The 14,224-nt window shown below is 59.4% G+C and carries 12 protein-coding genes and 1 pseudogene; 8 read left to right on the top strand and 5 right to left on the bottom strand.

Translation table 11 applies throughout. The features are described from left to right. Both DJ82_RS07760 and DJ82_RS07755 read right to left on the bottom strand, forming a co-directional pair. Positions 1–412, bottom strand: a pseudogene (locus tag DJ82_RS07760) (transposase); the annotation flags it as partial. Positions 413–443: 31 nt separating this feature from the next. Next, complete coding sequence (locus DJ82_RS07755) at positions 444–1,274, bottom strand: IS5 family transposase (protein WP_094581493.1); 831 nt, start codon at positions 1,272–1,274, stop codon at positions 444–446. Positions 1,275–1,429: 155 nt separating this feature from the next. On the opposite strand from DJ82_RS07755, the gene DJ82_RS07750 reads away from it, so the two are divergent. Both DJ82_RS07750 and DJ82_RS15290 read left to right on the top strand, forming a co-directional pair. Continuing rightward, entirely contained in the window at positions 1,430–2,035 is a 606-nt protein-coding gene (locus tag DJ82_RS07750) for a hypothetical protein (protein ID WP_241881466.1), read from the top strand. 723 nt (positions 2,036–2,758) lie between these two features. Then, complete coding sequence (locus DJ82_RS15290) at positions 2,759–4,492, top strand: hypothetical protein (RefSeq protein ID WP_241881465.1); 1,734 nt, start codon at positions 2,759–2,761, stop codon at positions 4,490–4,492. A 338-nt stretch (positions 4,493–4,830) separates the two neighbouring features. Here DJ82_RS15290 and DJ82_RS07740 read toward each other — a convergent pair whose 3' ends face one another. After that, the gene (locus tag DJ82_RS07740) at positions 4,831–5,370 is read right to left on the bottom strand and encodes a glycosyltransferase (RefSeq protein ID WP_241881464.1); all 540 of its coding nucleotides are present in this window, start codon (positions 5,368–5,370) and stop codon (positions 4,831–4,833) included. Between the two features lie 583 nt (positions 5,371–5,953). Here DJ82_RS07740 and DJ82_RS07735 point away from each other — a divergent pair. From DJ82_RS07735 to DJ82_RS14545, 5 genes are all read left to right on the top strand, one after another. Then, the gene (locus DJ82_RS07735; RefSeq protein WP_198948037.1) at positions 5,954–6,295 is read left to right on the top strand and encodes a winged helix-turn-helix domain-containing protein; all 342 of its coding nucleotides are present in this window, start codon (positions 5,954–5,956) and stop codon (positions 6,293–6,295) included. A gap of 1 nt (position 6,296) precedes the next feature. Beyond that, the gene (locus tag DJ82_RS07730; RefSeq protein WP_094527544.1) at positions 6,297–6,614 is read left to right on the top strand and encodes a hypothetical protein; all 318 of its coding nucleotides are present in this window, start codon (positions 6,297–6,299) and stop codon (positions 6,612–6,614) included. Between the two features lie 96 nt (positions 6,615–6,710). Further along, on the top strand, positions 6,711–7,721 hold the full coding sequence (locus DJ82_RS07725; RefSeq protein WP_094527543.1) for a CPBP family intramembrane glutamic endopeptidase: 1,011 nt from the start codon (positions 6,711–6,713) through the stop codon (positions 7,719–7,721). A 996-nt stretch (positions 7,722–8,717) separates the two neighbouring features. Further along, positions 8,718–10,379, top strand: coding sequence for a serine hydrolase (locus tag DJ82_RS07720; RefSeq protein WP_241881463.1), 1,662 nt, complete (start codon positions 8,718–8,720; stop codon positions 10,377–10,379). Positions 10,380–11,281: 902 nt separating this feature from the next. Next, positions 11,282–11,491 carry a hypothetical protein gene (locus tag DJ82_RS14545; RefSeq protein WP_143420526.1) on the top strand — a complete coding sequence of 70 codons (210 nt, stop codon included), beginning with the start codon at positions 11,282–11,284 and terminating at the stop codon, positions 11,489–11,491. A gap of 583 nt (positions 11,492–12,074) precedes the next feature. On the opposite strand, the gene DJ82_RS07715 is transcribed toward DJ82_RS14545, so the two are convergent. Then, entirely contained in the window at positions 12,075–13,049 is a 975-nt protein-coding gene (locus tag DJ82_RS07715; RefSeq protein ID WP_321166842.1) for a DUF3179 domain-containing (seleno)protein, read from the bottom strand. Continuing rightward, on the bottom strand, positions 13,046–13,405 hold the full coding sequence (locus DJ82_RS07710) for a helix-turn-helix domain-containing protein (RefSeq protein WP_094524500.1): 360 nt from the start codon (positions 13,403–13,405) through the stop codon (positions 13,046–13,048). Before DJ82_RS07710 ends, DJ82_RS07715 begins: the two co-directional genes overlap by 4 nt. A gap of 163 nt (positions 13,406–13,568) precedes the next feature. On the opposite strand from DJ82_RS07710, the gene DJ82_RS07705 reads away from it, so the two are divergent. Next, entirely contained in the window at positions 13,569–14,177 is a 609-nt protein-coding gene (locus DJ82_RS07705) for a cysteine hydrolase family protein (protein ID WP_094524499.1), read from the top strand. Positions 14,178–14,224: the final 47 nt, after the last annotated feature.

Genomic DNA, 14,224 nt, shown 5'->3' with positions numbered 1-14,224 from the left:
CGCGTGTGCCCCAGTCCTTCGACTCACCGTTCTCGTCATCCTCACGGATGCCAGAGAGATCGCCGATCACAATCGTCCCGACATCCTCCTCGACACACCGCTGGACAATGTGTTTCGAGAGCGTGTGGAAATAGTGGGTACGACGAGCCGACTTTTTTTGATTCAGCTGGGTGGCCTGCTCGGAGTTCGAGTCATCACACTGGGCAATCCGCTTGCTGAAGTAGTAGTCGTCCTGCTTCAGACAGTTCAGCGGATACAAATCGCTGTGACCGTCCTCGTAGGCGAGCGCGGCGAAGTTGTTGATACCGAGATCAACGCCCACCGTCTTCTCACCGGGGGCTTCAGCCACGTCGATCTCGACCTTACAGACGAAGTGGAGTTCCCATTCCTCACCCGCCCAAACTGTCCGGACTGCTTTGTTGAATCCGATGACGGCGCGGGGATCACTGTTTGAGAGCTTGTTCGAGGTTGTAGACTGCGGCGGTCAACACGAGTTCGCGGAACTCGCGGTACCAAGCGCGAGGGTGGACAGCGGGGCCGAACCGACGCTTGATGGCCGAAAAGGCGGTCTCGGCCATCCACCGCTGGCCGTATAGCTCGCTGTCCAACCGTGCGTTGTGCGCGTGATCGTACGCAGCGAACAGCCGGTGACGCAGCAACGGCCGGACGCCCGCTGAACGGAGGGCGTCCCGGAGAGATTGGTCGTCATAGCCTTTGTCGCCGGCGAGGCTCTCGATTTTCTCGGTGTTGCGAAGGGCAACTCGACGGCCAGTTTGGGTGTCGTGAGGCCAGTGTGCCGAGCAGTGAAGATCAAGGATGGCACACGAATCTGTATCGACGAGTGCCGTCGTTTTGAGCGTTCGTATGTGGCGATCCGAGCGGTGTTGGTAGTGTCTCGATGCCGTTTCGCGGTCGAAGAACGTGGCATCGATGGCACCGTGCGAGCCCGGATCGCAGATGGTCGCAGACTCCCGAAGGAAACCGCGCCACACCGACATGGGCACCCTCTCAAACGACCGATACAGCGTTGAGGGTGCGGGAAATGCCGTTCGAGCGAGCTGTAACAGACCACGAACGCGATCCATTTCACTCGCCCAATCCACGATCTCGCGGTACGTCGCATCCATGTGAACCCGCAAAAAGTGGAGTGTGACATGCTTCCACCCGGGAAATCCGTTGCCAGTCGGATCACTCACCGCCGTTGGACTGGCGGCACAGCGCTTTTGAGCCAGCGACGCGGCTTGCTTAACGAAGCGGAAGAGTAGGGTAGACACATTCGGCTCTTCCGCTTCGCTTCCACCTTCAGAGCGACGCTATCCCGTCGCCTTCTGCGGATTCAACAGAGCAGATCGTTCAGATCGGTACTCAGGCAGCTGTTAATACGGCTGTCTCGTCGTACCTCCCAGCCGGTCTCACTACACAAGCAGGGTTGACTGCCGGGCTCGGACTTCCAGTCTCCGGGGCCGGCGCACTCGCCATTTTCGCCGCGCTCGTTATCCTCTCCGCGGCGTTCTTCGTCATAATCGCTCGCACGATGATCCAGCCACAAGACAAGATATCCACAATACCAGTCGACGCCACGCGGCGACTCGGCCGTACAACGCTCGCAATGCTGATCGGTGGGATCTTGGTCTCCGTTTCAGTATTCGTCGGAACCCTGTTTTTCATCCTCCCAGGACTGTTCCTAGCGACGTCTTTCCTGTTCATCGTATTCACCATCGCCGTCGAGGACCGCGGTGTAATCGACGGGCTCAAGCGGAGCTGGGGACTCGCCAGCGGGTCCAGACTCAAACTCTTCGCCCTTGTCGTCCTGACGACGGTGTTCGGCGGTGTCATCGGGGGAATTGCACCCCTGCTTGACTACGGCGGCATCCCGGTCGCCAGCGAAGCGATCGTTGCCGTCGTCACTGCAGCCTTCTTAACCCCGTATTATGGCATTCTTGCGGCTTCGTACCTCCAGCTGCGAGACGAACACAGTGGTGTGGACAGGAGGTCAACGGAACCAGCCGACGCCTCGGGAACCCCGGAGCTCTGACCGCCGGTTTCGCGAGGGGCTGTCTCTAGGGCTTTCTATTCCAGCGTTTCGATGGGTGTGCTGCTTCCCACGAGTTCGTGGACCGACGCCTGCGATCGGGTCGCAGCACAGCTTTGTTCTGAAAGCGGACAGCTCGTCGTCCATGACGACGATGACGATCCGGTCGTTGACCGTACATTTCTACCGGAACAGGTCCGCATGGTTGCCGCCGGCGATCCAGACAGGTGATCGCGAAAAGCCAACGTGATCGCTGTCGGCATGGACGCCGCGAGACACGATCGTCTCGTCTGGACGGACGATGACTTCCAACACCCGTCGAGTGGCTTGCACGCCTCTATGTGGGGTTACCTCATCAACGGACCAACGACGGAGTTTCGAGTAGTCGCCCGAAAACGTCTATTGGCCCTTCTGTTAGAGCGGCTCTGTTGAAATCCACAATCGGTGATATGCTCTTAGAGACGTGCAAAGTACAGAGCGCGAATCTGCCGCACGCTAATTCATACGAATACTACAATTATAAGAAAGCTTATAATAACGTATCACCTCTACTGTACGATTATGAATTCACGACGACGTGATAGTCACGCAAATAGCATGCGACGTGCTACCACGAGCAGACGGGCGTTACTCACAGCGAGCGGCGCCGTCGCAATCGGCGCGCTAAGTGGCTGTCTGAGCCAAGTCGCGTCGTCAGTCACGAACACAGGGTCGTCGCCTGCGGCGGTGTTCGCAGGTGCGGATTGGAACGACGATGACACGGAAGTCACCTTCGAGATGGCACCGGAAGGCCCGCACGTGGCTCGGTTGACTCCAACGGTGGCCGGGCGAGTTGAGTTGGAAGGGTGGGTGACTTCGACCGCGCTCGCCGCGGCGAACTACAACAACTCTCGGAGTGACAAGTCAATTATCCGGGCTCCTGACGGGGATGGAGATGCCGATGCCGATGGCGTTGACGACGACGTTCGCGGTGAGGACTATAATACGCCCCGGAGTAATCGGAGTATCGCGGGACCCAGCGATATCATCGACGACGATATCGACGAAGACGACGAGACGTTCCGGCGCGTCTTCCGACTTGACGCACAGCTCCAAGAGGCGACGACTGCGGCTGCGACAGCAATTTCGAAGCGGAGTGCGCGGACGGGGCGGAATCCGGAAACGGAGAAAGAGATTACTGGGGTGTTGGGTGATATGGAAGCGGTGCTGGCCGAGATGCGGGCAGTGCTGGAGCGGTGTTCAGACGAGTCCTGTGTCGCGGCACTGGCGAACGTCGCAGATAGGGAGGCAGACGTTGTCCGAGCGCAGGAGTACGCTCAGGACGGCGAATGGGCGGCGTTCGGTCTTGACGGTGGTGGCGGGAACGACATCCTCGTCGGGGATTACTTGCTTCCACCAGTCGAGTTTGACTCATCCGGGTTGTTCGGTCCGGGAGAGCAGGCGGAGCTTTTCAGGTATCTTGAACAGAAGCCTGTTGTTGCGGAGCGGTTCGCTGTGTGTTTGCCCGATGCTGAGGTTCCGGGTGGAAACGGGAGTATCGAGGAAGCGGTGACGCCGGAGCGGCGCTTCGCCTACCTGACGGGTCGGTCTGATGGTGAGGGCCAACTCTACGCGTGGGGGTCAAATTCGGCTGGTTTGAGTGGTCCGGATGAGAGTGGTGATTGTGACGATGACGACTCCACTGTGTCCCCGGGTGCGGTATGCGGGGCAACGCCCCACTTCGTTGCGGAGATGACGGGGCCTGTGGCGACGGGCGGTGGACTCGTGGCTGAGCGCGCTGCTGACGGCCACGTTGTTGTGACGAACTCTCCACCGTCTGCTAAAGCTGGTACATCTGTTGTGGTGTGTCCGGTTGAGGGTGAGCCGTTCGAGCCGGAGGGGTTGGATGCGTGGGCAAAGAAAATGGATGACGTACCTGTGGAAATTACTCAGCAGGGTCGGTTGCTCAACCTGACAGTAGCGCAGGTAATGGTTCAGCCACCGGGTTGTCCGGAGCCGGTTCCAGCCCTCATGTACGTGGGTCGAGGGCTGAACGATGGGCAGCTCATCTACTCAGGTGGATGGATTATCGATGATGCTGCGTTGTACGAGAATTCGACGACGGTGTTGTCGATGGTGGGGGCAGCACAGGTGGTCCCGGTTGGACTCGACCGTCTCGGCGATCTCGACAGTGATAGGCTCGGTGATGGAGTGGCGCGAGCAGGGGTGAGTGAGCGGGCTCTGCGGGGCGCGCGGATTGAGTTGGGCGGAGTCGACAGAAGCGGCGACATCACTATCGAAGGGCTCGGTGGGAGGCTCCCGGGAATGACGTCCGGAGTCGATAGTGAAAAGGGGGAGACGTATCGGGTTGTGACGCACGTGGCGGTGGATGCGCCGGTGTTACACTTGGTGAACGCTTCGAGTGCGTCGGATGAGATAAAATTCAAGGCGGGGGCTGAGCTGTCGAAGAGCGTGAACTGACTGTCCGTGTTGTACCATACACTCTCGGTGGCGACCCGAGTTCTCGAACAGTATCGCTGTGCTGTATGTACTCGCTGTATACAGCACGCGAGTTCTACCAGACTCTGAGGATTTCGACAGAGCCCTCTTTCTACTACGAACGATACCACATAGGATTCCATTTTTTCAGAACAATCGTTGTAGCCGTTGCCACAGAAGAAGACACGGCCGATGAGAACGGCGACCAACACACCAAACGAAAGTTTCGCTACCGTTGGATCATGCGTTGCGAAAATCTGGTTGAACCGGATATGTCGTTCAACCGTCTGCCGGAGACTTCCACCCATTGGTACCCGGCGTCAGCGTTGAACTGACGTTACATCGGTGTGTTCCCCGAGGCGACCATCGTCGCTGATAGTCTGGCGGAGCTCCGAAAGGAACCTTTCCCCGTCAAGATCACTTCTGTCAAATATGACGGATCCACCCCAGGCGTGGTCGCCCATATACGTCCCGAGCGTTCCCCCAAGAGCATAAACAGGCTCTAACAGAACTGCAAGCGGATCCTGACCGACGAACGCCGGCAGCTCCGTTGTCGGGCCGTATTCGGCGTAGTCCTCGCGGAGGCGGTCAAGCCAGTCCGAGGGGTGATGAAAATCATCGTCGGTCCAGACGAAACGGTAGTAATTGGCAGCCTCCATCCCTACAGCGATAGCATTTGCTTTCCCCGAACACCCGACAGGGCCGCCGGCGGGGATCAACTGGACGTTCTCCGGGAGCGTGTTTCGGTCCGCAACCGGGTCGTCCTCGGTATCGTGGATGATGAGGAGCTCGTCCTCGGGACCCAACTTTGCGGCGACATCGTCACAGGCGTGGGTCCAAGACACCGTCGGGAGGAGCACGCTTGTCGGTATGCGTGTAGACATTGATGACTCACTATGATAGCTTCTCACGGCGAGACCGGACTCCGCCACCTAGCAGACTGCTGACGACACCGCCAGCAACCGCGAACGTGACAAGTGTTACCGTGAGTATGGCGGACAGGCCGACTTCCTGCCAGAGGACGAATGCATCTGGTGAAGCCGCCAGTACGCCCACGCGGACGATGCCCCTGTGATACCCCACCGGTTCAATAGCACCCGTCATGGCCAGAAACGTTACCACTGTCCATGGCAGTGTTCCCACCACGCCGGCTACGGCACTCACCACGGTCCTGCGACGCTGGCGCTGGAGTCCGCGTCCTGCGAGCCAGCCACCGGCGACAGGACCGATTCCGGTTGGGACGGCTAGACACACGACGATGCTGCCAAGCAGTGTCCCTGCTATGGTCTGCCATACAGTCTGTGTCTGGTTCTCGGACATCCGTACCTGAATATTGAGCGTACGTATGACTGGCTGTTTCTCGTGGCTTCACCTACTGAAGCCAGACAGAACGGCTAGAACGGCACAACCTATATTGACGAACGAAGAGATGACCGATGTACCGTGTCCGAGGTGCGAGATCCCGAAGCGCTCGCGGATTTGCTTGGGGACGAGTGTACGCGCACGATTCTCGTCGAGACGAAGAAGGAACCGTGCTCGGCGGCGGAGCTCAGCGACTGCGCCGGGGTCTCGGAGCCGACGGTCTATCGCCGACTCGAACGACTCCGCGAGTACGATCTGGTTACCGAAGATATCCAGCCAGTCACCGACGGAAAAAACTACAAGCTCTACCGGACGGATCTTGACGGGATCGAACTCGATCTCAGCGAAGACGGCTTTGAGATTACGATTTCACGTCGGGAACGGATGGCAGACCGCTTCACGCAGTTCGTAGAGGGAAGCTAATATGCTCGATACACCGCTCCAATTGATTGATCTTGATACGCTACGAACCGTCCGTCAGCTGAGCGAGGTGATCCCGATGATCATCGGTTTGGGGATCGGTTACCTCGCTTACACGGCATACCGGCAGAATCAGAGCCGTCCGATGTTGTACATCGCGATCGGGTTCATACTAGTATTGTTCGTTCAGGCTCCGCTGGCCCTCATCTTCATTTACGTCTTGGAGCTTCCCACCCCGGTCCTCAATAGCCTCCTCCAAATCCCCGAGTTCACCGGTCTGGGACTGATCCTCTACGGGCTGTGGATGCCACGCCGAGACTAATGTCACGCCCGAGCCCATATACGACGGTAGGTTGACTTCAACCAGTGAAGCCAGGGAAATCGGCCTTTTTCCATGCGTCCATGCGTTCAGGTGTCGATGACCGAAGCAGACACCGACACCAACTTCGAACGAACCGCGTCGCGGTCGGGCGATGACGACCGGCGAACTAATTACGGTGGCATCACCGGACGCGTCGTCTCCGTGCTGTGGAATCGAACCGAGAATCGCCCCCGTGCACTCTGGCGGATCCTCGGAGTGGAAGTCGCCGCGCTCGTGGGGATTTTCGTGCTCCCGGGGCTGGCGCTCGCGGGCACCGAACTCCCGCCGTCGATGACCGGAGCCGCCTCAAACCTCATCGCTGCCCTCTCTGGACTCCTCGTGGCGGTTGGCGTCGCGAGGTACGTCGACCGGCGACCGTTGACCGACTACGGACTCGCGTTTGACCCGTCGTGGCTGAAGGACTTCGGCGCTGGCAGCGTCATCGCCCTGGCGGGGATGGCGGTAGCACTCCCCGTGAGTCTGCTTGCCGGGTGGGCGACCGTCTCCGAGGTGTTCTCGGGTGGCGCTGGCGCGAACGTGTTGCCGTTCGCCGCCGCATTCGGAGTGTGGACCATCCAGTGGATGTTTGTGGCCTTCTGGGAAGAGCTGGTCTATCGGGGCCTCATTCTGACGAGTGCCGTCGAAGGACTCCGGAGTCGGTGGCTGTCCGACCGTGGCGCGGTCGTGGCAGGAGTGGTGGCGTCCTCGCTGATATTCAGTCTCGGGCACTTCCCGGATACGCTGGGAAAGTTCGGATTTCGGGCGGCGTTAGGGCTCCTCCTCGGGGGCGCGTACGTGTGGACCGACTCGCTGGCGCTGCCGATCGGCCTCCATTTCCTGATCAACTTTGCGATAAACAACATCTACGGGCTAGCAAACTTCGGTGAGGCTGCGGGGGTTCTGCCGATGCTGATCCGGCCGACGTTCACCGGCCCGACACAGTTCGTCGGGGTGTACGGGGCAGTCAACGGCGCAGCCGTGCTCTGTGTCGCTGCGCTCACCGTCGGATACGTTGTCCTCCGGAACGGCGATCTTAGGTCGCGGCTGTCGTCAGCGTACATGCAGTGAGAGTGACCTGAGTACCTACGACGCATGACGCGGACATCGACGTGGAACGGTGACGCCGAGCGGCGGATTCACCGCCCACCCGAAAGGGTTCGACGCCGAGTTCATGGACAAGCCCCACCCTCAAAACGCCGAAGGCGTTTATTATGGGGTAGTTGACTAGTAAATGTGGATATCAAAATCAGGTTGATCGTTCGGAAGCGGATTGATATTCGCTGATAGCGCTTCCGATCAAAGTGAGGATAACAAAGAGGCCGATCACGACAAGCAAGCCTCCCCACCCCGGTTTAGACAGCTGGTAGAGAAGCCAACCCATAATCACGTTCGCACTAGCTAATCCGAACGGATAGATCGCTCGTAATGGGTCCATCTTCTTGATCAGAGGCGTAATGAGATCGTGATGAGACTCCTCAAATTGGGATATATTTAATCCAGAGAGCGTATTCCAAGCAATTTGATGGGGACCCCGCGTCTTGAGACGCTTCCCTTCTGTGGTGTTTCCAACTGGATTAGAGGGACCGTCTGATCGAGATACGTCCCGTAGGTCCGGTTCGCATGCGCGGTGCACGTATCGGCGCCACCGATCGACTGGCATACTCGCATACGCGTATCCTGTTTTCCGCGCCACATATGCACTGAGTACGTGTTACAGGCCGAGAAACCGGAAGATGCGGTCGTGGTCGCGATTTGCTCTTATCCGTACGGTTACTACTCCCAGCGAGAATTGTCACCCCACTCGTCGAGCGATCACCGAGACGGGCGGGGTGAATCGCCTCGGGGTCAAGCCCCGAGGCTTCCCGTTTCTACGACATAAAACGCGCCGGGGCGGGACTGAGAGCCTTGTCGACGGCGATTTGACCGTCCCGCTCGCGCGCTGGCTCCCGGAACCGAGGCGGTCAGCGGGTTGGCTGACGCGTCTGTATATCGGTGAACCGCTGTTTCAGGCTCTAAAACACTGGTGTTATTTATTTGTCTTTACCGCTGGGACTTCCGTTTGAGATGATCAACACCAGCAGACGAACCTTCCTAACGGGTGTCGGCGGACTGGCGCTGACGGGCGTCGGATCGACTGCTGACCGCGCGAAAGCCAGTTCACGCACGGTGGAGGCAGGTACGGTTCCTGAGACGGTGTCCCCCGAGATGAGCGATCTTGAGTCGGTTGTCGAAGAGACGCCGGCGTCGCAGCTCGGCGACGCTGCTCCCGGGGCGACAGTTGCGATTGTCAACGGCGACGATATCGCACTCGCAAAAGGATACGGCCACGCCGATGTCGAAACGGGGAGGCGTATGGATAAAAAAGAGACAGCCACCCGTATCGGATCGGTCTCGAAACTCGTGACGTGGACGGCAGTAATGCAGGGCGTACAGGATGGCGTCCTCGATTTGGATGCCGATGTTAACAGGTATCTTGAGGACTCCGCTGTCACTATCCCGGACACGTATTCCGACCCGGTGACGCTCCGTCATCTCGGAACCCACACTGCCGGGTTCAGCGTCGTTCCAAATCCTGGACTCGTTACGAACTCGAACGCACTCACCAGTCTGGAAACGGCGCTTGTCGAGGACCAACCGGACCGGATCCGCCCGCCAAGCGAAGCTGTCGCGTACTCCAACTGGGGCGCGACGCTGGCCGGTCACATCGTCGCTGAAGCATATGATACGACCTTCGAGGAGTACGTCCAATCAAACATCTGTGGTCCACTCGAGATGAACCACAGCACGTTTACACAGCCGGTTCCCGCTGACCACCCCGGCGACCTGGCTGCCCCACACGATTCGAGTGGCGACGAAATTACTCGGGCGGATCCGTTGTACATCAACTGGGGGCCGGCCGGGTCGATGAGTGCGACGGCACTCGATATGGCAGCGTTCATGCAAGCGCATCTCGGGTACGGGACCGACGCGATACTGAACAGCGAGACGATGGCAACGATGCACAGCCGACAATACGGACGTCACCCGGCGGTCAACGGACTGCGATACGGATTCTTCGAGTACGGCCCTCCCAGTGGATCGTACATCGGTCACTCGGGCGGGACCGTCTACTACACTGCTTGGCTGGGGCTGCTCCCAGACCACGACGTCGGAGTGTTCATCGGGTTCAACGGTCTCGGAGACCCAGTCACTCCCGCCGCCGAGATCCTGACCGAATACGGCTTGTTCCCTGAAACCCCAACACCTGATCCAACCACGGCGCGAACGAGCCGCGAGCGCGCTGAGGCGGTAGCGGGTGAATACAAGTCTACGGCTACCGCTTTTGAAGACGACTGGCGTCAAGTGATTGGGCTGTTAAGCCGACTATCTGTCGACGCAACTGATGATGGTGGTCTCGTCACACAGACCATGGGAGGCGACGCCGTCGAGTGGGTCGAAACCGAGCCGTACGTCTATCGCGAACGTAATGGGGACGATGTCCTAGCGGTCGATGTTGCGGACGGGCGTGTCACGCAACTGCACCTTAACAGTCAACCGTCGACTACCTTCCTCCCGGTCACGATGCCTGACCAGCGCAAGGTCACGCTCGGAGCTGTCGGAGCCGCAGCCGGGGGATCCGCTCTTTCTCTCGTCGGGTGGGCGGGAATCAGCGGCTGGCGGCGTCTCAGTCGCTTCCGATCTGGTATAGACGGGCGGATCCCACACCCGATGACGAGGGACGGCTAACCAGACCGCAATACAGGCAGGGATCGCAGTGAAACTCCACAGTCGCCGTCCAACTCCGGCGAGGGCAACAAAGGAAGGACGCAGGGGGCATCGCCTCGGGACAGCGGGTGCGGAACCCCGCGTTGGCTTGGCCGGGCCTCAGCCGTCGGGTTCTGTGTCAGCAGTGGCTCTGTGTTCGCCGGGAGCTTCGTGTTCACACTCATGAACCTCGATCAGTTCGCACTCCTCATCGTACCGGCTTGGCTGCAAGCAGTGCTCGCACTCCCGTACGTCGTTGCGGTGTTCGCACTCGGGACTGTCGCCGGAGCGGTCTCAGGCTGGCGGCACTCACACTGGTCGCTAGCTGCGAGAATCCACCAAACAGTGCTCGCGGGGCTAGCGATTCTATTCGTCTGGCAACTAACCGTCCTCGGATTCTTACCGTGAGTGCCACAGTGCGTATACGCACCGACGCAGTCGACAATCCACTGGAATTCCGGAGAATCAAGGAGAAAGCCTCGCGCTTCAGCGCGGGGATGAATCCGACAATTCTCTACAGCAACCACAAACTTCTGGTCGGGTGTTTTAACTGAGTGATTGTCGTACCAATAGTTATCCGAGGCGGTCTATCCGCCCACTTAATCGGACAATATCGGGATTCCCGACCACACACAGAAAGCACCCTTTCTGTTGGAGTGTTCGGGTACAGTAAGAAGTACCTCTGAATCCCATGCCGGGATAGGAGTAACGGCTGATTGGCACAGCCAGTAGCCGTCACCGGGACAGCTACAAACCGTAAACACCCCAAACCAGTGGTGCGGGGCCGTGGGAATCTTCGCCCTTCAGGGCGGAGAGGATGTCAAAGAAGTACGAGGCGGAAGCCCACGACTTTCGTCGTGGGAGAAAGTCGACATCCAAACGTCATGATAGATGAAATTCTAGAGTTTGCTGTTGACATACTACTAGAGTTCATTCCAAACGCTGTCTGGAAGTTCTTACTCTTTCTAGCTGGGACCGCGACGGCGGCAGTCGGCTGGTCAATGATCAACAATTCAACGCAGGCGGGCGGTGCGCTGATCGTTGTCGGGGTAGTAATGGCAATCGGTTCGTTAGTTTCGCTATACCGCCAATGAGACCGTGCGCGAATCGAGGAACAGACTGTGCCGCTAATATTCGAGTCCGGATTCAACTGCTGTGTTGAAATTCTCAATCAGTGAAATGTTCTTTGAGGCGTGCTGAATACGTAGCGCGAGTCGAGCAGCGCGTTCTCTCCCAGTTCCTCCGGTGAGATCTCGTGGCACGGGAGAAGACCTTCCGCCGGAATCAACGCCTGTGGAGGCTGCGCTCCCTGTGGATACGTCTGTATCTGCAGAGCGCGTCGTGGAAACAGGAAGCCCTACCCTCAAGGAACGAACGGCGTCAGCCGTGAGCGAGTAGGGGAGGGTAGTTCACAACCTCAGCGCATGCTGGACACTCAGCAAAAACACCGATATTCCCGTCTGCTCGTTCGTATTCAATACGTTTCCATGCCTGTGAGATCACACGATTACAGGTAGCACAATGACCAAGCGAGGACGGATTATTGATCATAACGGAGAGGAGGAGAGCATGTGCCTCTGATTCCTCCAGCAGAAACTGAGATTTAAATGATATTAAATATGGCGTATGAATGTGACGTCTGCGACAGTCCGACGATTACAACGCACCGTGATACGTTCACAAAAAGTGGAACGAACGAGGCCCGTGGCCGTCCTGCCACGCAAACGCGTAGAGACGGCGGCTTTCGACACGCCGGAGCCTGCGGCCGTCACTGCTTTCGCCCGTTGTGAGTGTCCACGTCGCGCCATCACCTCTGACCGAGTCGTCCTCAATTCGAAGTTCGAATGCCGGCTGCTCGAAGGCGTGGAGGCCGTCGTCGGTCGCAAGGACAACAACATCAGTTTCACCCACCGTTGCCGCCACGACGCCGCCGGCCGCCTCGACGACGGGCAGCGGGAAGCCTAAAGCGCCGCCGTCGGCCGGCGTCACGCCGAGGACGATCGTTTTCGGATCGAGGTCGTCCCGGTTCCACTCGCGCTCCGGGCCCTCGCCCCGCATCCCGCGGAGGCCGAACGCCTCGCGCTCTTCGTACGCCTCGTATCCGGAGGGGGCGTAGCCGCTCGCCGCGGCCGACCCCTCGGACTCCGGTTGGAGCACGGTCCCGTCCGGATACGCCTCGCGGAAGGCCGCGTAGGTGGTCATCGGCCCGGGTCGAACGCGGAGCAGTTCGCCGGCGAGTTCGCCCGCGATACACTCACCGGTAGACTGCTTCCACTCCGAGTCGGTCTCGCGGTCGTACAGCACGAGGTCGTCGTCGGCCAACTTCCCCGAGACGCCGAAGGTGAGCCCCCGGCCGCCGACGGTTACCTCGTACACGACCGCGCTGCCGCAGATCGGACACCACGTGATCGCGATCGGGTCCTCGCCGCCGTCGGCAGTCGGGACTACGTCGTTGACGACCTCGTGGTAGTTGAGGATCCGGATCGGGTAGGCGCGCGCTGGGGATGCCTCGTCGCCGGGCTCTACAATCAGTACCTCGTCGTCGGGGTCGCCGAAGTAGTCGTCACCGAAGGTCGGGTCGTCGATGCTCGGGATCGCGTCCTTCGGGAGGACTGAAATCACGTTCATCGCCGACTCGCTCGAGTCGTTCACTGGTCCTCCGGAGCGGTGAGGTGTTCTCGCCCCCAGTCACGCATGGCGATGATCACGGGTTCGAGCGACCGCCCGCGGTCGGTCAGCGAGTACTCCACGCGGAACGGCTTCTCGCTGATGACGGTCCGGTCGATGAACCCGTGTTCTTCGAGGTCTTCGAGGACGTCCGACTGGACCTTCCCTGAGATCCCGTCGACCTCCTCTTTGAGTGCATTGAATCCCAGCGGCCCGTTCTCCAAGAGTCGGTGAATAACGACCGGATGCCACTTCTTACCGATCAGCGTCGCAGTCGTCGTGATCGGACACCAGTCGCTGCCCGCACACCACACCTCTAACGGCTCGATATCGGTACTCATACCGGATCCACGATCGCCACGAAAATAAAGGTACGTTTAGTAAGTAGGTGAGAAAATGATACCTGTCACGCCGACCAGTAACCCGGTTACCCGTCCGTTCGCGCGAACTTTTCAATTACCCATTCATACTAGGTTACCGTAGGTAACTAAGAGCGAACTCGAAATGGACGCCGACAGCACGGCCGTCCTGATCACCGACCCGCAGATCGACTTCCTGAAGCCCGAGAGCGTGGTGTGGGACAAGGTCGGCGAGACCGTCGAGGAGAACGCCGTCGTCGACAAGCTCCGCCGACTCTGCGACGCCGCTCGCGAAGGCGACATGCCCGTCTTCTACTCGCCGCACGAGTACGAGGACGCCGAGTACGAGAGCTGGGAACACCTGAACACGATCGACCAGATCATGTTCGACACGCGGATGTTCGACACCGCGGGCGACGGCGCCGACTTCGTTCCCGAGCTCGAACCGGACGACAACACGACCGTTCTCTCGCCGCACGAGCAGCTCTCCGGGTTCTGGAGCAACGACGCGCAGATCCAGCTCCGTCAGCGCGGTATCGACACGATCGTGCTCGTGGGGATGAGTGCGAATCTCTGCGTAGAGTCGCACCTGCGGGACGTCGTCGAGAACGGCTTCGAGGTGCCGACCGTGACCGACGCCACGGCGGCCGCCGGCGAACAGGCGCTTCAGGCGGCGCTCACGAACGACGGGTTCATCGCCCACGAGACCGCCGAGACCGACGACGTCGTCGAGCGGTTGGCGGCGGCAGAGTAGGACCGGCGTCGTAGGGGAACCCGGCTACGCGGCGTCTTTCCACGTAT

Origin of the sequence: Halorubrum sp. Ib24 (assembly GCF_002252745.1) — an archaeon.
In the GTDB taxonomy this organism is placed as follows: Archaea; Halobacteriota; Halobacteria; order Halobacteriales; family Haloferacaceae; genus Halorubrum.
The sequence above is the reverse complement of the archived record's forward strand: the minus strand, read 5'-3'. Positions and strand labels throughout refer to the sequence as shown.